Source organism: Candidatus Oleimmundimicrobium sp. (assembly GCF_030651595.1).
GTDB lineage: Bacteria > Actinomycetota > Aquicultoria > UBA3085 > Oleimmundimicrobiaceae > JAUSCH01.
The window spans coordinates 136,794-157,858 of the sequence record NZ_JAUSCH010000004.1; the positions used below are offsets into that span (position 1 = coordinate 136,794).

The 21,065-nt window shown below is 37.7% G+C and carries 21 protein-coding genes; all 21 read right to left on the reverse strand.

Annotated elements, in window-relative coordinates; genetic code table 11:
• Positions 1-8: 8 nt before the first annotated feature.
• The gene (locus Q7U95_RS00800) at positions 9-1,676 is read right to left on the reverse strand and encodes a ribonuclease J (RefSeq protein WP_308751375.1); all 1,668 of its coding nucleotides are present in this window, start codon (positions 1,674-1,676) and stop codon (positions 9-11) included.
• A 16-nt stretch (positions 1,677-1,692) separates the two neighbouring features.
• A complete protein-coding gene (gene dapA, locus Q7U95_RS00805; protein WP_308751376.1) occupies positions 1,693-2,568 on the reverse strand; it encodes a 4-hydroxy-tetrahydrodipicolinate synthase in 876 nt (291 codons plus the stop codon).
• 19 nt (positions 2,569-2,587) lie between these two features.
• Positions 2,588-3,382, reverse strand: a complete 795-nt coding sequence (gene dapB, locus Q7U95_RS00810; RefSeq protein WP_308751377.1) for a 4-hydroxy-tetrahydrodipicolinate reductase — start codon at positions 3,380-3,382, stop codon at positions 2,588-2,590.
• Positions 3,383-3,399: 17 nt separating this feature from the next.
• A complete protein-coding gene (locus Q7U95_RS00815; protein WP_308751378.1) occupies positions 3,400-4,650 on the reverse strand; it encodes a pitrilysin family protein in 1,251 nt (416 codons plus the stop codon).
• Between the two features lie 63 nt (positions 4,651-4,713).
• Positions 4,714-6,798, reverse strand: a complete 2,085-nt coding sequence (locus tag Q7U95_RS00820; protein ID WP_308751379.1) for a polyribonucleotide nucleotidyltransferase — start codon at positions 6,796-6,798, stop codon at positions 4,714-4,716.
• 55 nt (positions 6,799-6,853) lie between these two features.
• Positions 6,854-7,123, reverse strand: a complete 270-nt coding sequence (gene rpsO / locus Q7U95_RS00825) for a 30S ribosomal protein S15 (protein ID WP_308751381.1) — start codon at positions 7,121-7,123, stop codon at positions 6,854-6,856.
• 83 nt (positions 7,124-7,206) lie between these two features.
• Positions 7,207-8,184: a bifunctional riboflavin kinase/FAD synthetase gene (locus Q7U95_RS00830; protein WP_308751382.1), complete on the reverse strand. Its 978-nt coding sequence runs from the start codon at positions 8,182-8,184 to the stop codon at positions 7,207-7,209.
• Between the two features lie 9 nt (positions 8,185-8,193).
• On the reverse strand, positions 8,194-9,117 hold the full coding sequence (truB, locus tag Q7U95_RS00835) for a tRNA pseudouridine(55) synthase TruB (protein WP_308751383.1): 924 nt from the start codon (positions 9,115-9,117) through the stop codon (positions 8,194-8,196).
• A complete protein-coding gene (locus Q7U95_RS00840; protein WP_308751384.1) occupies positions 9,114-10,160 on the reverse strand; it encodes a bifunctional oligoribonuclease/PAP phosphatase NrnA in 1,047 nt (348 codons plus the stop codon). The genes truB and Q7U95_RS00840 overlap by 4 nt, the downstream gene beginning before the upstream one ends.
• A 2-nt stretch (positions 10,161-10,162) precedes the next feature.
• Positions 10,163-10,513 carry a 30S ribosome-binding factor RbfA gene (rbfA, locus tag Q7U95_RS00845; protein ID WP_308751385.1) on the reverse strand — a complete coding sequence of 117 codons (351 nt, stop codon included), beginning with the start codon at positions 10,511-10,513 and terminating at the stop codon, positions 10,163-10,165.
• Between the two features lie 15 nt (positions 10,514-10,528).
• A complete protein-coding gene (locus tag Q7U95_RS00850) occupies positions 10,529-10,822 on the reverse strand; it encodes a DUF503 domain-containing protein (RefSeq protein WP_308751386.1) in 294 nt (97 codons plus the stop codon).
• A gap of 28 nt (positions 10,823-10,850) precedes the next feature.
• Positions 10,851-12,893: a translation initiation factor IF-2 gene (gene infB / locus Q7U95_RS00855; RefSeq protein ID WP_308751387.1), complete on the reverse strand. Its 2,043-nt coding sequence runs from the start codon at positions 12,891-12,893 to the stop codon at positions 10,851-10,853.
• 5 nt (positions 12,894-12,898) lie between these two features.
• Positions 12,899-13,195: a YlxR family protein gene (locus tag Q7U95_RS00860; protein WP_308751388.1), complete on the reverse strand. Its 297-nt coding sequence runs from the start codon at positions 13,193-13,195 to the stop codon at positions 12,899-12,901.
• Positions 13,196-14,332: a transcription termination factor NusA gene (nusA, locus tag Q7U95_RS00865; RefSeq protein ID WP_308751389.1), complete on the reverse strand. Its 1,137-nt coding sequence runs from the start codon at positions 14,330-14,332 to the stop codon at positions 13,196-13,198.
• A gap of 21 nt (positions 14,333-14,353) precedes the next feature.
• Positions 14,354-14,818, reverse strand: a complete 465-nt coding sequence (gene rimP / locus Q7U95_RS00870; protein ID WP_308751390.1) for a ribosome maturation factor RimP — start codon at positions 14,816-14,818, stop codon at positions 14,354-14,356.
• 162 nt (positions 14,819-14,980) lie between these two features.
• A complete protein-coding gene (locus tag Q7U95_RS00875; RefSeq protein WP_308751391.1) occupies positions 14,981-15,637 on the reverse strand; it encodes a glycosyltransferase family 2 protein in 657 nt (218 codons plus the stop codon).
• Between the two features lie 11 nt (positions 15,638-15,648).
• Positions 15,649-17,094: a proline--tRNA ligase gene (gene proS / locus Q7U95_RS00880; protein ID WP_308751392.1), complete on the reverse strand. Its 1,446-nt coding sequence runs from the start codon at positions 17,092-17,094 to the stop codon at positions 15,649-15,651.
• A gap of 5 nt (positions 17,095-17,099) precedes the next feature.
• Positions 17,100-18,155 carry a flavodoxin-dependent (E)-4-hydroxy-3-methylbut-2-enyl-diphosphate synthase gene (gene ispG, locus Q7U95_RS00885; protein WP_308751393.1) on the reverse strand — a complete coding sequence of 352 codons (1,056 nt, stop codon included), beginning with the start codon at positions 18,153-18,155 and terminating at the stop codon, positions 17,100-17,102.
• Positions 18,155-19,219: a M50 family metallopeptidase gene (locus Q7U95_RS00890; RefSeq protein WP_308751394.1), complete on the reverse strand. Its 1,065-nt coding sequence runs from the start codon at positions 19,217-19,219 to the stop codon at positions 18,155-18,157. The genes ispG and Q7U95_RS00890 overlap by 1 nt, the downstream gene beginning before the upstream one ends.
• 1 nt (position 19,220) lies before the next feature.
• Complete coding sequence (locus Q7U95_RS00895) at positions 19,221-20,375, reverse strand: 1-deoxy-D-xylulose-5-phosphate reductoisomerase (RefSeq protein WP_308751395.1); 1,155 nt, start codon at positions 20,373-20,375, stop codon at positions 19,221-19,223.
• A gap of 8 nt (positions 20,376-20,383) precedes the next feature.
• On the reverse strand, positions 20,384-21,065 hold a 682-nt coding region (locus Q7U95_RS00900; protein ID WP_308751396.1), incomplete at its 5' end, for a phosphatidate cytidylyltransferase.

The window sequence follows — 21,065 nt, forward strand, 5'->3', positions numbered from 1 at the left end:
TTACACCTCTATGCCTCGATGATAACCGGCATAACCATTGGGCGCCGCCGCGTTTTGTTATAAAGAAACTTATTTAAATCTTTTGTTATTATTGATTTTAATACAGCTTTGTCTGTAACTCCTTCAAGAGCGGTTTTTGATAAAGTTTCTTCAACTTTTACTATTGCTTCATCAATAAGCTCTTTTGTTTCTTTAACATAGACAAAACCCCGCGATATAACATCCGGCCCTGCAATTATTTCGGCACTTTGTTTGCTTATCCCAACAACTACAATAAAAACCCCATCTTTTGAAAGAAGTCGTCGGTCTCTCAGCACAACGTCTCCTATATCCCCAACCCCTAAACCATCGACAAAAACATCACCCGAAGAAACTCTTCCGGCTTTTTTGGCTCCTGACTCATCAAACTTTAACACATCACCGTCTTCACAAATAAAAATATGATCTGCCGGTATGCCAGTTTGTTCTGCCAAATTGGCATGGTGCCTAAGATGTCTATATTCACCGTGGATTGGGATAAAATATTTAGGCTTAACTATATTGATTATAAGCTTGAGTTCCTCTTGAGCTGAATGTCCCGATACGTGAACACCTGAAATTTGCTCATAATAGGCCTCGGCACCAGATTTATAAATTTGATTTATGATTCTAGATACTGACCTCTCGTTACCTGGAATCGGCGATGCGGATATTACCACAGTATCTTTAGTCTGCATTTTTACTTGTTTATGGTCGTTTGAAGAAATTCTTGCCAAAGCTGATAATGGCTCTCCTTGGCTTCCCGTGCATAGTACAACAACTTTACTGGGGGGATATTTTTCAATCTCTCTAACATCTATTAATATATCCTCTGGCATTTTTAAATATCCAAGCTCTGAGGCTATTCGCGCGTTATCTACTATACTTCGCCCCGATACCGCCAGCTTCCGGCCAACCTTTACAGTCACATCCACTATCTGCTGAATACGGTGAAGGTGCGAAGCAAAAGTTGCAATAATTATCTTCTGCTCAGCATCTTCAAAAATTTTAAGCAAGTTAGCGCCAACAGTTTTTTCGGGAAGTGTGTAACCGGGGGTTTCCGCGTTTGTACTATCGGATAATAACGCCAGTACTTTTTTTGGACCCAAAGATACTAGTTTTTGAAGCTCCATGGGTCTTCCATCAACTGGAGTTTGGTCTATCTTGTAGTCTCCGGTATGAACAATTAAACCCAAAGGAGTCTCGATAATTATTCCAACACCATCCGGGATACTATGGCAAACTCTAAAAAATTTAAACTTAAAAGACCCAATTGTTAATTCATCACTTGGTAAAATTTCTCTTGTATCAGCATCAAGGTTATGTTCATTAAGTTTTTTTTCAATCAAGCCAAGTGTTAGCTTTGTTCCGTAAACAGGGGCTGATACTTCCTTTAAAAGATAAGGCAAAGCGCCAGTATGATCTTCGTGACCATGAGTTATTATTATGGCTTTAAGGCGCTCTTTATTATTAACTACATAGGAAAAGTCGGGAAGAACTAAGTCTATGCCTAACATTTCTTCTTCAGGAAACATTAATCCTGAATCTATTAGCACCATATCTTTTCCGCTTTCAATAACCATCATGTTTTTACCGACTTCGCCGACTCCGCCGAGAAAAACAATTCTAACATCTGCTGTTTTTTTTCTTTTAAACATATAAGTTTTCCTTAATTTAGAGTACTTCCAGCTTTTCCATTATTTTTTTAAGTTTTGATATCTGTTCATCGTCTGCATCTATCATTGGTGGCCTAAGCCCTCCCACATCAATTCCCTTGAGCTTAACCCCAGCTTTAACCATTATTGGATTAGTTGTTAAAAACAATACATCAAACAATGGCAATAACCTTAAGTGTATTTTCAGGGACTCTTTGTAATTCCCATTTTTTAAACAAGAAACCATCTTTTTAATTTCCTTACCAACAAGATGCGAGGCAACGCTTATTACACCGCACCCACCTAATGCAAGTACTGGATATGTGGCAGAGTCCTCTCCGCTATAGAGAAAAAAATCTTCGGGAGTTTTGCTTTTAATTTTGGCAATTTGCTCAAAATTCCCGCTTGCTTCCTTGACTCCAACAATATTGGGAACCTCCGAAAGAGCAATCACTGTATCGGCTTCTAAGTTTCTGGCCGTTCGTCCGGGAACATTGTAAAGAATCACAGGAAGCGACGTGCTCTCTGCAACCATTTTAAAGTGATTATATAATCCCTTTTGAGGGGGTTTGTTGTAATATGGAGTCACCAACATACAACCATCGACCCCAATACTCTCGGCTTTTTTGGTGAGATCTATACTCTCTTTTGTACTATTGTAACCTGTTCCTGCTATAACAGACCCCTTGCCCCCCACTACTTCTTTTACTACTTTATATAAGTTTACTTTTTCATCATCAGAAAGCGTTGGTGACTCACCTGTAGTTCCTGATACGACAACCCCGTCAGAGCCATTATTTATTAAATAAGACGCTAACTCTTGGGCACGAGCGTAATCAACACTTAAATCCTCCTTAAAAGGAGTAACCATCGCAGTTAAAACTTCTCCAAACACTTTTTAAACCTCCCTAAGTTTACAAATCTGTTATTTTATCTAAACCGTAAGTTAGCCCTTTGTGTTTTTGAACTCTCTTTACCGCCAAGAGCACCCCCGGCATAAATGAGGTTCTCTCTATTGAATCGTGGCGTATTGTCAGGGTTTGTCCTTTCGAGCCAAAAATAACTTCTTGATGAGCAACTAAACCAGGTAATCGAACGCTGTGGATATGAATATTGTCAAAGACGCCTCCTCGAGCACCTTTTAATACTTCTTTTTCAACCAAATCGGGGGCATCTTTTTTTTGCGAGACAGAAATCATTTCAGCTGTTTTTATGGCTGTTCCCGATGGAGCATCGATTTTTTTGTCATGATGAAGTTCAATTATCTCAACATTTTGAAAATATTTGGAAGCTATTTCGCTAAACTTCATCATAAGTACTGCCCCGATTGCAAAATTTGGAGCAATAAAAACGTTAACATTCTTGTTTGCTATTAAGGATTCAATTTCTTTTAAATTATCGGTACCAATCCCCGTAGTCCCTATAACACTGTTGACCCCACAATTTACAGCTGTTCTAATATTGTCCATAACCACATTCGGATTTGTAAAATCGACCACTACTTGTGGTGATAAGTTGCGTAAAACAGTATCTAAATCGTTTTCGATAAAAATATTTAACTTGTTGTGTCCGATTAATTCTCCAACATCTCTTCCAACACAACTTACATCAACAGCACCAACCAAAGATAGTTCGGAATCTTCGCAAACCGCCTTGCAAACCTCAAGCCCCATTTTACCAGCGGCACCAGAAACAACTACTTTTATCATAAAATCATCTCCATCAATTAAATCACAAACATATCTTTTTTAACGGGTCCAATTATAGTAAGAACAGTTTTTTCCGGTAAAAATATATTTCGGGCAACCCTCTGTACATCTTCTAATTTAACTTTCTCAATACAATTAATCAATTCACTTAGCGATAATATTTCCCCATGTGTTATCTCAGACTTACCCAGCCTCATCATCCTGGTCCCTGTGCTTTCTAAACCTAAAATAAGCTGTCCTTTTATCTGTTCCTTGGCCCGATTTAATTCGTCAACTTTTATTCCTTTCGTTACAACCTTATTTATCTCGGTTTTTATCAAGTCTAAAACCTTTTCAGCATTTGCTGGCCTCGTTCCCGCATAAACAACAAATGAACCGGTGTCTCTATAAAATGAATGATAAGAATAGACGGTGTAAGCAAGTCCGCGTTTTTCTCTTATTTCTTGAAAAAACCGGGAACTCATTCCGCCACCCAAAACGCTATCTAAAATACTTAAGGCAAACCTATCCTTGTGAGCCGCAGGTAATCCCTCGCAACCATAACAAATATGAGCTTGTTCCGTTTTTTTATATTCTATTTTCACGCGCGATTTTACATCTATTTTAGTTTTTTTGTTAAAAACACTGTCTCTATCGGTTCCCCTAAGATAAGTGTGGGCTAAATTAAAAACATCTTCATGTTTTAGATTACCGGCTGCGGTGATAATCATGTTTTTTGGAGTATAGTGTTTTTTGAAGCAGCCAATCACATCCTCGCGTTTAAATTTCTTAACTGTGTCTAAACTGCCAAGTATTTTTTCGCCAAGAGGATGTCCATCCCATAAAGTTTCAGCAAATAAATCGTGTACTCGTTCATCGGGAGAATCTTCATGAAGGCTTATTTCTTCTAAAATTACCTCTTTTTCCGATTTAATATCATCACTTCTAAATGCTGGTTTAGAAAGCATGTCTGATAAAACTTCTGCAGCAATCGGTAAATTTTTATCAAGAAGACGAGCATAATAACAAGTACACTCTTTGCCGGTAAAAGCGTTTATTTCCGCTCCAAGACCATCAAATGTTTCGGAAATTTCTTTGGCAGACCTATTTTCAGTCCCTTTGAATATGAGATGCTCAATAAAATGAGACATCCCATTCAAAGATTTATGCTCGTCTCTTGAGCCGGTTTTAATCCAAAATCCTACCGAAATCGATCTAACATAAGGTATTGATTCAGTTACAACCTCGATTCCGTTCTTAAGAAAACTCTTTTGAACCTTTTTTTCCATAAACCGGCACCTTTTTATCTTTCTTTTTCTAATTGAAAAACTCTTCTTAGCTAAAGTTGATGCTTATTTATTTTCTTCAACATCAATTGCTGAAAGATTTATTCTGCCCAACTTATCAATCTCAATAACTTTAACTAAAATCTTATCTCCAACCTTAACTACATCTTCCACCGAAGCGATTCTCTCTTTTGCAAGCTTCGAAATGTGAACAAGCCCATCTTTTCCCGGAAGAATCTCGACAAAAGCGCCAAAGTTCATAATCCTCACAACGGTTCCCATGTAAACCTCGCCAGCTTTGATTTCTTTCACTAAAAGTTCTATTATTTGCCGAGCTTTTTCTCCACTTTCCCCGTCAATTGAAGATATATAAATCGTCCCATCGTCTTCAATGTCAATGTTGGCTCCTGTTTCTTCAATTATGCCTCTAATTACCTTGCCTCCGGAACCAATTACTTCCCTAATCTTCTCTTGTTTAATCTTCATTGTAATTATTCGAGGAGCAAATTTTGACAATTCTTCTCGGGGTTCTGAAATTACGGATATCATCTTATCGAGAATAAATAAGCGCCCTTTTTTTGCTTGCTCTAATGCTTTTTTTAAAATTGCCGTATCTACACCACTTACTTTCATATCCATTTGCAAAGCGGTAACGCCATTAGAAGTACCGGCAACCTTAAAATCCATATCACCCAAAGCATCCTCTACGCCTTGAATATCAGTAAGAACAGCAACTTTATCATCTTCTTTAACCAGTCCCATGGCAACTCCGGCGACCGACGCGTTTATTGGAACACCGGCATCCATAAGAGCAAGCGTGCTTCCGCAAACACTCGCCATCGAAGAAGAACCATTTGATTCAAGAACTTCTGAAACCAGTCTAATTGCATAAGGAAAATCTAGCTCGTTGGGTAAAACAGGCAAAATTGCCTTTTCAACCAAAGCCCCGTGTCCTATTTCCCTTCTTTTTGGACCCATTAATCGCCATATTTCACCTGTACAAAAAGGTGGAAAATTATAATGGTGCAAAAAGCGCTTAGATTCTTCTATTTCTAATCCATCCAAACGTTGAACCTCGCTAACTGTTCCCAATGTGAGAACAGTTAAGGCTTGGGTCTGCCCGCGAGTAAAAAGACCCGATCCATGAGCTCTCGGAAGAACTCCGGCTTCACATGAAATTGGTCTTATCTCATCCAGCTCTCTTCCATCTGGACGAATTCCTTTATCTAATATCATCTTACGAACTTCTTCTTTCTCTATTTTTTTAAAGACGCTCTTAATATCTTTTTCTTTATCAGGAAACATATCTAAAACTTTTTCCAGTGCGTCTTTTTTAACAGAGGTGATGGCTTCTTCGCGCGCCAATTTGTCCGAATTAATAAGCGCTTCCTTTATTTTTTCGGTAATTTCCTCGCGAGCCTTTGTCTCAATTTCGCCAGTCACATTAAACAAAGGAATTTCCCTCTTTTTCTTGCCCAATTCACGCTGAATTTCCTCAATAAATTTAATAAACTGTTTTATGGCTTTATGGCCCTCTTCTAAAGCTTGCAATACAGTTTCTTCATCAACTTCTTCGGCTCCGGCCTCAACCATAACTATTGAATCTTTGCTTCCAGCTACAATTAAATTTAATTTTGATTTTCCGAGTTCCTGAAAAGTAGGATTGATTCTCCAATTACCATCAACTCGCCCAACTCTAACCGCAGCTATAATTTTTTCTACGGGGATATCCGAAATTGCCAATGCGATTGAAGCCCCGTTTAAAGCAAGCACATCTGGCGGATTAACGTTATCCACTGAAAGGATAGTTGCAATTATTTGAATCTCATTCCTGAATCCTTCCGGGAAAAGCGGCCTTATGGGCCTATCAATCAATCTGGCAGTGAGAATAGATCTTTCACTCGGCCTACCTTCTCTTTTAATAAAACCACCGGGAATCTTTCCCGCAGCGTACATTTTTTCCACCACATCTATGGTGAGAGGAAGAAAATTTAATCCTTCAAGCGGCTCTTTTGATGCAACAGCTGTAACTAAAACAATGGTATCGCCACACTGAACAAGAACAGATCCGTCTGCTTGACGCGCAACTTTACCAAATTGAAACTCAAAAACTCTTCCTCCAACATTTAACTCTTTTTCAACAATATTCATTTAAAATTTAACCTCCTGATTTATCTCAACGCAAAAAAAAAGAGAATATCTCTTCTTAACTTCGCAAATTAAGTTTTTTTACAATTGTTCGATATCTTTCAATGTTTTTCTCTTTTAAATAATTTAATAATTTTCTCCTTTTGCCAACCATTTTTAATAATCCATGCCTGGAATGGTGATCTTTTTTGTGTTCTTTCAAATGATCGGTAATTTCACTTATTCGTCTTGTAAAAATTGCGATTTGAACTTCTGGTGAACCGGAGTCTCCTTCATGCAGACCGTAATTTTTCATGATTTCTTCTTTTTGTTCTTTAGATATTGTCACCGTCTTTCACCTCCCTTATTATTACTCCCAAAACCAAGAGCAACGTCGGTAATTCGTTGTCCTAGTAAAAGGCTAATGATTCTTTATGCTTTTTTCGCTTGTCCAATACTACCATACTTGTTGAATTCGGTAAACTTGCCGCAGAGCAACTTTTTGGCTTTAGCAATATCCTTTTCAATTTGACAAGCGAGAGAGCTTTTGTCTTTAAATTTTTTTTGCTTGCGAATATTTTCAACTATCTCTATCTCAATTTTGTTTCCATAAATATTTTTATCGAAACCAATTATATGAATTTCTATCCGAGGCCGTTTAACATTAAAAGTTGGGCAACCTCCTATGTTCACAACACAGGCTTTTGCTTCACCATTTAACTGCACAAAACCGGCATAAACACCCTCACGTGGCACAGAATCCTTGTCTTTTGTTTCAATATTTGCAGTGCAAAATCCAATATCTCTACCCCGTCCACATCCTTGGACCACTTTCCCTATTAATTTTGGGTAATGACCTAAAATTTTTCGGGCTTCCAAAATCTTGCCACGTTCTAAAAGCTCTCTTATTCTGGTACTGCTTATCGCTTTTCCTCCCACATATACAAGTGGGATGCTTTTGACCGCATAGCCCCTTTCCCTTCCATAATTAGTAAGTAATTGAATATCTCCGGCCGAATTTTTCCCAAACCTAAAACCCTCACCTACAACAACTTCAATAACGTTCAGTTTTTTTAAAAGAATTTCGTCGATAAAAGCTTGAGCGGGCATTTGAGAAAACTTCTTAGTAAACTTAATTATCAAGAGCAAACCTACTCCCATTCGTTCAATTAACTTAGCCTTTAAGTCAAAACCGGTAAGAATGGGAAGATGAGCGCCGGGCACAAGTATTTCAAGAGGATGCGGCTCAAACGTAACCACAACGCTTTGGACCTTTAAATCGTGAGCATCTTTTACAATCGTTTCTATAATTGCTTGATGACCTCGATGCACCCCATCAAAGACGCCTATGGCGACAATTGATTTCTTTTTTTGTAATTTTAACTTCTCGACCCCAAAAATAACTTTCAAGTAATAATCTCACCTAACAAAAACACGAATTGGCCTGGCTAATATTCCCTCTTTTTTATCATCAACCATCTTAAGTATTGCAATTAATGATTTGCTCTCATCAAGCACTTTAATAAATTGTCCTTTTTTAATTTCTTTTAATTGTCCCTCCGCCATTTCATCTGTTAAAGGACGACCATTTAAAATATCTTTAACATAAGATCCTTTTAGAGTAATTGAAGGAAACTGCTTTAAAGCATCTTGAATCAAAATAATATGGTCATTTATGGTAGATGAGGAAGCTAATTCTTTAACTTCCTCAATAGAATGAGCATCATCTAAACTATAATTGCCGCAACTTGTCCGGATAAGTTTCTTTAAACGGGCTCCGCAACCAAGAAAATCACCTACATCAGCACAAAGTGTTCGTATATAGGTACCTTTTGAGCACTTCACTTTAAATGTGACAACCGGATAAGGGCCTGATTCCATCTTTAAAAAATCAATTGAATGAATGGTAATTTCTCGTGAAGGACGATCCACTTCCTTTCCCTCTCGTGCCAATTTATACAATGCTCGTCCTTTTATTTTGACAGCTGACACCATTGGCGGTGTTTGAAAAATTTTACCTTTAAAATTATTTAACGCCTGTCTTACCTCTTTTTCTGATAAACGACACGGGGCCTGAAAGACAACCTTACCGGAAGCATCTTGAGTATCGGTTTTAATGCCTAAAACCATTTCCGCCCAATATTCTTTGTCATCATTTTGCAAAAACTGAGCAATTTTCGTAGCTTTTCCAATCAATAAAATTAAAACACCTGTTGCATCAGGATCAAGCGTTCCTGTATGCCCTACCTTTTTAATTTTTATTATCTTTCTAATATTTTCAACCACGTCGTGCGAAGTAACCCCGGCAGGTTTATTTATGACAATAAGTCCATCTTTAATCATAAATTTTTCAATGCCTCCAACATCAACTTAATTGTGCCCTCTTGATTTTTTTCCGAAAGATAGCCTGCCGCATTTCTGTGTCCGCCGCCACCAAAACGGCCTGCAATTTTACTGACATCTATTTCATTTTTAGATCTTAAGCTCACTTTCCATTTACCGTCTCTGGTCTCTTTTAGAACAATTGCGACTTTGATATTCTCAATAGACCTTATAATCTCAATTAAACTTTCAGTTTCTTCAATCTTAGCCCCGGTTGAAATCAAATCTTTTTGAGTAACTGTGGCATAAGCAACTCCTGAAACTATTTTTAAATTTTTAAGCATTTTAGCCAATAACTTCAGATAAGAGACTGTGGTGGTTTCATAGACGTTATGAAAAATTTCAGCAGGTATCACCCCGTAATCTAAAAGTTCCATAGCCATTTGAAAAGCTCTCCTGTTAGCATTTGAATATTGAAACCTTCCGGTATCTGTAACCAAGCCCACGTATAGGCAGGTTGCAATATCTCTATCAATTTCTATTTTTGTTTCTTTGATAAGCTTGTAAATAAGTTCGGTTGTTGCCGGCGAACTTTTATCAACACAATTTATTTGAGCAAATTCATCGTTACCTGGATGATGATCAATGTTAATAGAAGTAGATGATTTCTGCGCCTGCTCTTTAAAACAACCGAGACGCTCTAAATTTGCACAATCGAGGGCAATAAAACACTCAATTTCTTCAAGATGTTTCGAACAATCTGAAAGCATTTCCAGGCCAGGCAAAAATGAATATTGTTTTGGAATACTTAAGCTCGTCTTAGCGTTTAGTTCGTCGGATTTTGGAGATTGCCCCCAGTTCACAAAGACGCTTTTTCCTATTTTTTTTAAAAATAAACCCAACCCTAACACAGACCCTATAGCGTCTCCGTCCGGCTGAGTGTGAGTACTCAAAATAAATTTTTTCTTTTCCAGTATAACTTTACTTATTAAGGCAATCTTGTCATCTAATTGCTCTTTGTTGCCGGAAGACGAGCAGACACCACAAGAAAAAAACCTTTTCACTGTTAACCCTCGCCTTCTTCTTCACGGATGCGATGAATTATTTCCGATATTCTCGCTCCTCGCTCCATTGACTCGTCCCACTTAAATTCCAAATCAGGGAGAAACTTCAAACTCAATTTTTCCCCTAACTTGGTTCTTATATGACCCTTAGCTTTTCTTAATACATTAAGAGTAACTTTTTTCTCTGATGAATTTAAAATGCTTATAAAAATTATGGCGCGCTTTAAATCGGGCGAAACATCGACTCCTGTTACGGTGATCATTCCAATTCGAGGATCTTTTAATTTGCTCAATATTTCGCTAATTTCTTCTTTAATTGCCTTAGCAACTTTGTTTGAACGCGGATAATTCATTTTTTCCCTTATTTTTTAGCTATCAGGAGAAAAAACTGATATTTTTCCCTGAATTTTTTCGACAAGATACATGTCAAACACTTCTTGTTCTATTCGTCCGAATATCCTTCTTAAATCATGCTCATTCTGTGAAACACAAACAATTCCAATCAAGGCTCTTTGGCACAAATCTTGATGTTCCATTTCCCCAACTGAGACGTTATATTTATTTCTAATTTTAGAAATTATACTCTTTACTATGCTTCTTTTGTCTTTTAATGAATGAGACTCCGGAATATGTAAGTCAAGCTCCAACAAACCTAAGATCATTTTACCCACATCACAAAAATATATCCCATTAACTTGCAGGTTTTTCAATCACTTGAAAAAATTCTAAAATATCGCCCACTTTAAGATCCTTAAATCCTTCAAGGCAAATGCCGCACTCATAACCACTTTTAATTGAAGCAACGTCTTCTTTGAATCGATGAAGTGACGAAATTAATCCTTCATGAACAACTATTCCGTCTCTTACCACCCTAACCTGGTCTTTTCTATTAATTTCACCTTGCGTAACAAAACAACCGGCAATTGTGCCAATTTTAGAGGCTTTAAATATTTCCCTAACCTCAACTCGCCCTTTTTCCACTTCTTCAAATGTTGGCTTTAAAAGACCCTTCCTGGCAGCTTCTATGTCTTCAATAACCTGATAAATTACTCGATACATTCTCATATCAACATTCTCTTTTTCTGCAAGTGCCTTAGCTTTATCATCAGGACGAACATTGAAACCAACAACAACCGCGTTTGACGCAGCAGCAAGCGCTATATCCGTCCCGGATATGGCTCCTACTCCTTTATGAATAACCCGTACTCGCACTTCTTCTTGATTTATCTTTTCCAAGGAACTACATAACGCTTCAACCGAACCTTGAGTATCACCTTTAACTATAATGTTTAAATCTATTAGCTCACCTTTTTTAATCTGGTCAAAAAGATCTTCTAAGGCTATATGCCTGTGCGGCTCTTTTTCAAGAATTCTCTTTTTCAATAGACGTTCTTCAGAAATTTGACGAGCCTTTTTTTCGTCCGGTGTTTGTTTTAATAAATCACCAGCTTGAGGAGTTTTAGACCATCCAATTATTTCTACAGGCTGGCCGGAAGTTGCAATAGAAATACGCTTACCCTTGTCATCTATTAAAGCTCGAACCTTACCGTAAGTGTAACCCGCAACCACTGAATCTCCAACCTTCAAGGTTCCACGATTTAAAAGAATAGTCGCAACCGGCCCTCGTCCTTTATCCAAAAAAGCTTCAACTACAGTTCCTCTTGCCATCCCTTTAGGGTTTGCTTTAATTTCTTCCATCTCTGCTATAAGCAGTATCATATCCAAAAGTTCATCTATATTAGTTTTTTCTTTGGCTGAGACATTAACAAATACTGTCTCTCCTCCCCATTCTTCCGGCACTAAATTATATTCTGTGAGTTGTTGTTTGACTTTGTCTGGATTTGCCTGGGGTTTATCTATCTTGTTTATCGCTATTAAAATGGGAACTCCGGCCGCGTTAGCATGATTAATTGCTTCAATTGTCTGCGGCATCACTCCATCGTCGGCAGCAACAACAATAACTGCTATATCTGTAATTTTAGCCCCTCGTGCTCGCATGGCCGTAAAGGCTTCATGACCCGGAGTATCAATAAAAGTTATTTTTTTACCCTTATGTTCTATTTGATACGCTCCAATGTGCTGTGTTATCCCTCCCGCTTCAGTTGAAACTACATCAGTTTCTCTAATCGCATCCAGTAAAAGAGTTTTGCCGTGGTCTACGTGCCCCATGACGGTTACTACAGGTGGCCTTGGTTTTAAATCTTTAGCATCTTCTTCTATTTCCTCTTCTTCTTCTATTTCCTCTTTTATTTCTTCCTCTAAAGAAATTATTTTAACCTTAATGCCAAATTCATCAGCCAATAGCTCAATTGCCTCGTTGCCAACAGGTTGATTTATCGTGGCCATTTCTCCTAAATTCATAAGTATTTTAATGATTTCTGAAGGAGATTTTTTAAATATCTCGGAAAGCTCCTTCACAGTTGAACCCTCCGCAATTTTGAGTTTTAGTTCGTCGTCTTCCTTCTCTTCGGAAACCAATTTCGCCTTTTCTTTTACCATTCTTTTTGGCTCAGATTGCTTTAATTCCTCTGTTTTCTCTGTTTTACACATTGTTTTATCTTTCGTTTTTTTGCTAATATTTTCGCCAAATTTTTCTTTTAATAGTTTAATGGCAACATCATCAATTGTAGCAAAGTGATTTTTAACACTTATGCCATTTTCTTTAAGTTTCTTCATTAACTCAGTGCTTGGAATATTCAACTCTTTTGCTAATTCATAAATTCTTATTCCCAATCAAATCACCCTTTATCTATACTCATCTCTTTGTTCTTTGTAATTTCTAATAGTTTATCACTTAAAATTTTTACAGTTTCTTTATCGATATTTTTACTTAAAGCTCTCTCCAATTTTTTTCCTTTTATTGCTTTATCGAAGCACTCCATACAACAAACATAAGCCCCTCTACCACTTGCCTTACCCTTTAAATCAAGCACAATCTCCCCGGTAGGAGTACGAACTATTCTTATAAGTTCTTTTTTAAAAAAAGACTCCCCGCAACCAATGCATTTTCTGATGGGTGCCTTTTTATCACTCATTTAATCATCTATTCCTTTGTGAATACCACAGTAATTGCTTCCAGGTTTTGCTTTGTTTTTACAAGGTTTACCAGATTTAGTGGTTGCTTGGCATAGTCCTTCTTCAGCTAATGATTTTTTTAAAGTTGCTTTTTCAGACTCCTTGCCCTCAACTTCCAGTTTTTCTGAAACCTGATTTTCACTTATTATGTCTATTCTCCAGCCAGTAAGCTTGGCAGCTAAACGTGCATTTTGTCCTTCTTTCCCTATGGCCAAAGAAAGTTGGTCATTGGGGACAATTACTTGTGCCGTTTTTTTATCTTTACTTATTATAACTGTTTTAACCTTAGCCGGACTTAGCGCGCTTGCAACATAAGTAGCTGAATCTTCGTTCCACTTAACCACGTCAATTTTTTCTCCGCGAAGTTCCCCTACCACCATGCGAACCCGAGAACCTTTTGGGCCAACACATGCTCCAACCGGATCTATGCTTTCATCACGAGAGCTCACTGCAATTTTTGATCTGAAACCCGGTTCTCGAGCAACGGATTTTATTTCCACATATCCATCGGAAATTTCAGGCACCTCAAGTTCAAAAAGACGTTTTAATAACCCAGGATGAGTTCTAGAGATAATTATCTGAGGTTCTTTGCTGGTCCGTCTCACTTCAACAATATAAGCTTTTATGCGCATCCCATGTTCGTATCTTTCTCCAGGAACCTGTTCCTCTGAAGGCATAAGTGCCTCAACCCGACCTAAGTTTACTAATGTATAGCGTTGATCACTCTGCTGTATAATACCTGTAACGATATCGCCTTCTCTGTCAATGTATTCCCCATACATCATTTCGCGCTCTGCTTCTCTTATCTTTTGAAGAATTACTTGTTTAGCCGTCTGAGCCGCAATTCGGCCAAAATCTTTTGGAGTGATTTCTTTTTCAATAATCTCTTTTTTACCTTTTTTTTCAACTTCGGTTCGCGAAAATACCTTAATTTTGCCTGACTCGGGATCTATTTCCACATAAACATTTAAATTAGCACCATAATTTTTTTTATAAGCCGAAGCTATAGCTGTTTTAAGCGCTTCTAAAATTATTTCAGGATCAATTTTTTTCTCTCTTTCAATTTGCCTAATAGCATCCATTAAGTCTAATTTCACTTTACTTCTCCTTTCATAAACTTATAAATCTATTTCCACTACAACATTAGCTTTTTTTAATTTGCCATAAGGAATCTCATACATTTCACCGTCACAGTTAACCACAAATAAATCATCCTTTGCAGACTCAAGAATTCCCTTAAACTGACTTCGTTTTTTTATCGGCTCTTTCGTTTTAACGCAAATTTTTGAACCAATATATTTTTTAAAATGCTTTGGTTTTGTTAATGGCCTCTCTATTCCTGGTGAAGAAACCTCCAATATATAATTTTGGCTAAGTAGATTGACGTTATCTAATTCTTTAGATATAGCGCCACTTGCCTTAGTACACATATCAATAGTAACTCCCTTGTCTGAATCGATGTATATTCTTAAGACCATTCCAACCGACTCTTTTTTAAACTCGATATCCACCAGTTCAAACCCATTGGCTAACAATGCTTGATTTACCAAATCTTTAATTTTTGAAATTTTCGCTATGTCCATCATTGCCCTTTAAATTATATATCTTTAAAATATGAAAAAAGTGGGCATTCGACCCACTTTCTAAGCTTTTTACCTGCTGATTGATATTAGCATAATATTTATGGCTTCGCAATAGTCGTGATAAAAAATGACGTTATAAATATGCGAAACTTAACTTATTTATCAATCTTTATGTTTAAAAATTAAATGAAATAATATATCTCGATACATACCTAATCTCGATAGAATTCCTTTACGCAAACCCATTTTTTCTTCTTTCATAACATGTGTCACATTGGGCAAAACAACTTCTTTAACCCGTGCATGCTTTCGTTTAGCTTGTTTGGCAAAAGCAATTTCTACACCATACCCACAATTGGTAAAATCCGGCATCCTTTCCAATATCTCTCTTTTGAAGGCCCTTTGCCCTGAAATGCGAGGAACTAATGCTTGAGAAATATCTGTCGCCATTCTTCCTCCTGTAAATTTCCCCAGTGTCATATCCAAATCTTCTTCGAGAAGCGGCTTAATTAAACTTTCAATGTGCACTGTTTTAAGGCCAATTAAATCTGCATCTATTAAAACTAAAATTGCAGCATCGGTGGAATCTATCCCCGTACTCAAGGCCGCTCCCTTACCTCCATTTTCCTCACGATTAATCACCTTTACTCTTTTATATTTTTTTGCAACTTCAGCCGTGTCATCAGTTGACCCATCATCGACCACAATTATTTCATCAATTAATTGAACCTTTATGGCCTCATCTAAAACTAACCCTATTCTCTTGGCCTCATTATAAGCAGGTATTATTAAGGCAATTTTTGTTTTTGCTTCTTCCAACTATTGTCTCCTTAATATGCTTTGGCAAAATATACCATTGATCCTGTTTTGCCACACAAAATACATCGGCCCTTTTTCTCGTTAAATGGAATGCATCGAATTGTCGCCATAGTTTTTTCTTTAATTTTAACTTCGCAATCCTGGTCACCACACCAAAACGCCTTAACAAAACCTTGTTTATTCTCAATTAAAGAGGTTAGTTCTTCAAAGCTAGAAGTTTCTCTGGTATTTTCGTTTCTAAAACTTTTTGCTTTTTCAAAGAGACTTTTTTGAATATCGTCTAATACTTCAATAATCTTGTTTTTTAGCTTATCAATTGGGATAAATTCTTTTGCATGTGTGTCCCGTCTAACTAAAACAACTTGATTTTTTTGAACATCTTTTGGCCCAATCTCTATTCTTAAGGGAACACCTCGAAGCTCCCACTCACTGAACTTCCAACCCACCCTGTGTTCACGTCTCCTGTCTACTTTAAGTCGGCAAACTCCGGTGAGCATTTTTTCAATTTCACGCACTTTTTCTTCAACGGCCTCTTCTGATTCTTTTTTGCCTAAAATTGGCACAACTACGGTTTGAATGGGAGCAATTCTGGGTGGTAAAATAAGACCCGAATCATCTCCGTGAACCATAATAAGAGCTCCAATTAAACGCGTTGAAACGCCCCAGCTTGTTTGCCAAGCAAACTTTCTTTCTCCATCCATATCTTGAAAAGTAATATCAAAAACCTTAGCAAAATGCTGGCCGAGATTATGTGAAGTTCCCGCCTGAAGAGCCTTGCCATCCGACATAAGCGCCTCAAGTGAATATGTCTTAAGAGCCCCGGCAAATTTTTCCCGTTCAGTTTTTCTTCCAATATATACCGGAATAGCTAAATCCTTTTCTATAAAATCCTTGTAAACATGGAGCATTTTGAGAGTTTCTTCCTCAGCATCCTCTTCAGTTCTGTGTACAGTGTGCCCTTCTTGCCACAAGAATTCCGTTGTACGTAAAAATGGCCTGGTTACTTTCTCCCACCTTACAACATTTGCCCATTGATTAATTAAAACCGGTAAATCTCGCCAAGAATCGATCCATTTTGCATACATGCTGCCAATAATGGCTTCCGACGTAGGTCTAATAGCTAACCTTTCTTCAAGTTTTTCCTTACCGGCATGAGTTACCCAGGCCACTTCGGGAGCAAAACCTTCAATGTGTTCAGCTTCCTTTGCCAGTAAACTTTCCGGAACAAATAAAGGGAAGTAAGCATTTTCATGCCCTGTATCTTTTATCTTTGCATCTAATAGCGTTTTCATATTTTCCCACAAAGCGTAACCATAAGGCCTTATAACCATACAGCCTTTAATTGGCGAGTAATCAGCAAGTTGGGCTGCAATAATAACATCTGTATACCATCGCCTAAAATCAACGCTCTTATCAGTAATCGTTTCAACAAAATTATTTCTTTCGTCTGCCTCCATAAAAATTAACCCCTTTCAAATTCTGATACCAACGTCAAAAGCGCCTCAACCAAATCGCCTTCGGGAACTTTTTTAATAGGTTTACCTTTAGCAAACAATAAGCCTTCTCCCTTCCCGGCGGCAATACCCAAATCAGCCTCGCGTGCTTCGCCCGGACCATTAACGATACAGCCCATAACCGCAATTTTGAGCGGTATTTTACACTTCGAAAGCTTTTTTTCTACTTTTTTAGTTAATGCAATTAAATCAATTTCGCACCTTCCGCAAGTGGGACAAGATATAATCTCAGGGCCTACACACCTTAATTCAAGAGCGCGTAAAATTTTAAAACCGACTTCGACCTCTTTTATTGGATTCGCTGTAAGAGAAACTCGAATTGTATCACCAATTCCCTCTCTAAGAAGGGTGCCTATGCCTATTGCCGATTTTACTGTACCTGTTACCAGAGTTCCCGCTTCGGTTACCCCGATATGCAAAGGACAATTTACTTTGCTGGCAAGGAGCTCGTATGCTTCAATAGTCGCTGTAACCGACGAAGCCTTGACTGAAACAATAAAGTCTAAAAAATCCAAATCTTCAAAAAAACCAACATACTCTAAGGCACTATTTGCTAAGGATTTAGCCAAGCTCTCTCCCGAATCTCGATATTTCTTGTGAAGAGAACCTGCGTTCACTCCTATTCTAATTGGTATCCTTTTTTCACGAGCTTTTTCAATTATTTCTCGAACACGTGATTCGTTACCTATATTGCCCGGATTTATGCGAATTTTATCAGCCCCCGCATCAAGAGCGGCCAAGGCAAGTTTGTAGTTAAAGTGAATGTCTGCCACAAGTGGAATCTTTATAAGTTCTTTAATATGCGATAAAGCAGCAACTGCTTTTTTATCTGGAACAGCCACCCTCACAAGCTCGCAGCCTGCTAATTCCAATTTTTTAATTTGAGACACAGTTTTATCAATATCGTGTGTCTTTGTGTTTGTCATCGACTGCACCGAGATAGGTGCATCGCCCCCGATTTTTAGGCTTCCAACTTTTATTTGTCTACTTTTTACACGTTTCACTATCGACTCCCTGCCATAAAAAAACCGGAAATATCAGAAAAAGTAACCACAATCATTAAAAAAATAAGCAAAGCTACTCCAATAGCCTGAATAGTAAAGATAGTTTGAACTTTCGGCGGCTTTTTGGCAATTAATTCATAACCCATAAAAGCAAGTTTTCCGCCATCTAACGGTGGTATCGGAATTAAGTTTGCAATTCCCAAACCCACACTCATTTGAGCTAAAATTCCTAAATAAACGATAATTCCCTCTTGAATGCCGATAGATATCTCTTTAACTAAACCAATGGGACCAATTATCTTGCCCGTAAAACCTTCTAAATGCTTCCTTGTTATCAGTAAAAATATCGATTTTAAAGTCATCCAAATAATTTCAATGGTCGCTTTTAAGCCCTGATATAGCGCAGAAAAAATATTAAACTTTCTGGTGGTCATCTTCACCTCTACTCCTAAAAATCCATGACCGTCCTCTTCAATAATTTTAGTGACAATTTCAACTTTTTTGTTATTGCGCAGAACCACGAAATTTAAGGTTTTATTCGGACTTTTCTTAATTGTGTTGGTTACCTCGTCCCACGCTTCAATCTTTTCTCCTTCAATGGAAATAATTTTATCTCCTGCCTTAAACCCTGCTTTAACAGCTGGGTAGCCCAGGATAACTTCCTCAATTGTTGTGGTTGGAGTGGGCACGCCAATCATAAAAATAATTGCTATTAAAAATACAGGGAGAATAAAATTCATAAATGGGCCGCCTAAAAGAACACAGACGCGTTTACCCCAGGGTTGGTCTCCTAAAACTCGCAGTCTTGTTTCTTTTCCTGAGATATCTTCAGGATTAATATCTTCAAGCTTGACATAGCCCCCCAACGGGAAAGCAGCTACTCCATAAACCGTATCCCCTCTCTTCAAAGAGATTAATTTTGGGCCATATCCCAAAACAAATTCATAAACTTTTATATTTAAAAATTTAGCTGCTATAAAATGCCCAAATTCATGAACGAAGATTAAAAGCCCTATTCCTAAAATCGTAAGAATTATCTTTCCAAAAATAACGGCCAAAACCATCCTAGCCCCTTTCCCGTTTTATTACTTCTCTTGCTCGTATTCTTGCCCAATTGTCAACTTCTTTTAGAAGATTTAATTCCACTGGCTTTACTGCTTTGTGCTCCGAAAGAACTGTGTAAATCACTTTTGAAATAGATAAGAACGGAAGTTCCTCATTTAAAAAAGCAGCCACCGCCTCTTCATTTGCCGCGTTTAAGACAGCAGGAAATGTCCCACCCTTTTCGCCAGATTCAATTGCATATTTTAAGCATGGGAAATTTGTTAAATCTGGTTCTTCGAAAGTAAACTGTCCTATTTTTATGAAATTAAGCATCGAAACCGGTGAAGCTATTCGTTTAGGATAAGAAAGAGCATATTGTATGGGAATTCTCATATCGGTGGGACCCAAGTGCGCTTTTATCGAACCATCAATAAATTCAACCATAGAGTGTATGATGCTTTGTGGATGAATTAACGTTTCAATCTTATCGTAATCCAGGTTGAACAAAAAATGGGCTTCTATAACTTCTAATCCTTTGTTCATTAAAGTTGCGGAATCTATTGATATCTTCTTCCCCATGTTCCAGCGAGGATGCGCGAGAGCCTCTTTGGGCGTTATGTTTTGTAACTCGGAAAGTTTCTTTCCCCTAAAAGGACCACCTGACGCAGTTAAAATTATCTTGTTAATCTCATCAGTTTTCTCTCCAATTAAACACTGGTAAATAGCACTATGTTCACTATCTACCGGAATTATCTTTGCTCCAGTTTTAGGAAGTAAGCGATTTATTATTTCGCCACCAATAACCATAGATTCCTTATTGGCTAAAGCCAGCGTTTTGCCAGACTTAACAACCTCGACAGTCGCCTCAAGGCCCGCAGAACCCACTAAAGCATTTAAAACAATGTCTGCATCAAAAAGTGCCAACTCGGCAAGCCCTTTCTCACCACAAAAAATCTTGATATCTTTTATAAGAGAGTCACGCAAAACTTGAACCATCTTAAAATCAGGCATAGCAATTGCTTGAGGGTTAAACTCATTTACCTGCTCTATTAAAAGTTCGATATTTCGATAAGCTGACAATCCAACCACTTGAAAAATATCTCGATGCTGTCTAACAACATCGAGAGTTTGTCTTCCAATTGAACCGGTTGAACCGAGAATGATTATTTTTTTCATGTTAATCCTTATAATAGCATTTTAATTAGATAAAAAGCCGCTGGAGCCGAGAGAATAAGACTGTCAAATCTATCCAATATTCCTCCATGCCCCGGAAGTAAGCTTCCACTATCTTTAAGACCGGCTATTCGTTTCAGCTTAGATTCGAAAAGGTCACCCATTTGGCCGAAAATGGCAATTCCTGCCCCCAGTAAAATCCTCTCAATAAAATTTAAAAATGGGATAAAACAGAAGCTTCCTGCCGCAATAGACGTTATTAAAAGCCCTCCCATAGCACCCTCTAAGGTCTTGTGGGGGCTAATTTTAGGAGCTAATTTCGTTTTTCCAAATAGTGAGCCCACAAAATAAGCCGATGTATCGAAAACCCAAGTTGCTAAAATAACCGCAAGAACAAGTTGGACCCCACGCTCAGCTATCCCTCGAATTAAAATCAAGTGGCTCAGTGAAAATCCAATATAGATGGAAGCAACTACAGTTAAGGCAGCACTCTTAAATGAAAACAAATTACCCGCAATAAATTTTCGCATCAACGTCAAAAAAAACACGATAATAAAGGCAAGAACGAAACCCTTAAGCCCATAAAAAAATGCAGAAAGACAAAAAATTATCCCGTTAAGCAAGGTAAGAAAAAGATCGGGCCTTGCGTCTGGCTCCTTAAAAAAAGAGCAAAATTCTAAAAGCGCCAAAACC

Bases quoted from the DNA above. Each gene is read 5' to 3' on its own strand.
- Q7U95_RS00895 (WP_308751395.1), bottom strand. From the start codon at position 20,375: ATGAAAAAAATAATCATTCTCGGTTCAACCGGTTCAATTGGAAGACAA.
- Q7U95_RS00800 (WP_308751375.1), bottom strand. From the start codon at position 1,676: ATGTTTAAAAGAAAAAAAACAGCAGATGTTAGAATTGTTTTTCTCGGC.
- dapB (WP_308751377.1), bottom strand. From the start codon at position 3,382: ATGATAAAAGTAGTTGTTTCTGGTGCCGCTGGTAAAATGGGGCTTGAG.
- Q7U95_RS00820 (WP_308751379.1), bottom strand. From the start codon at position 6,798: ATGAATATTGTTGAAAAAGAGTTAAATGTTGGAGGAAGAGTTTTTGAG.
- Q7U95_RS00815 (WP_308751378.1), bottom strand. From the start codon at position 4,650: ATGGAAAAAAAGGTTCAAAAGAGTTTTCTTAAGAACGGAATCGAGGTT.
- Q7U95_RS00850 (WP_308751386.1), bottom strand. From the start codon at position 10,822: ATGATCTTAGGTTTGTTGGAGCTTGACTTACATATTCCGGAGTCTCAT.
- Q7U95_RS00860 (WP_308751388.1), bottom strand. From the start codon at position 13,195: ATGAGTGATAAAAAGGCACCCATCAGAAAATGCATTGGTTGCGGGGAG.
- rimP (WP_308751390.1), bottom strand. From the start codon at position 14,818: ATGGACATAGCGAAAATTTCAAAAATTAAAGATTTGGTAAATCAAGCA.
- Q7U95_RS00890 (WP_308751394.1), bottom strand. From the start codon at position 19,219: ATGGTTTTGGCCGTTATTTTTGGAAAGATAATTCTTACGATTTTAGGA.
- truB (WP_308751383.1), bottom strand. From the start codon at position 9,117: ATGATTAAAGATGGACTTATTGTCATAAATAAACCTGCCGGGGTTACT.
- rbfA (WP_308751385.1), bottom strand. From the start codon at position 10,513: ATGAATTATCCGCGTTCAAACAAAGTTGCTAAGGCAATTAAAGAAGAA.
- proS (WP_308751392.1), bottom strand. From the start codon at position 17,094: ATGGAGGCAGACGAAAGAAATAATTTTGTTGAAACGATTACTGATAAG.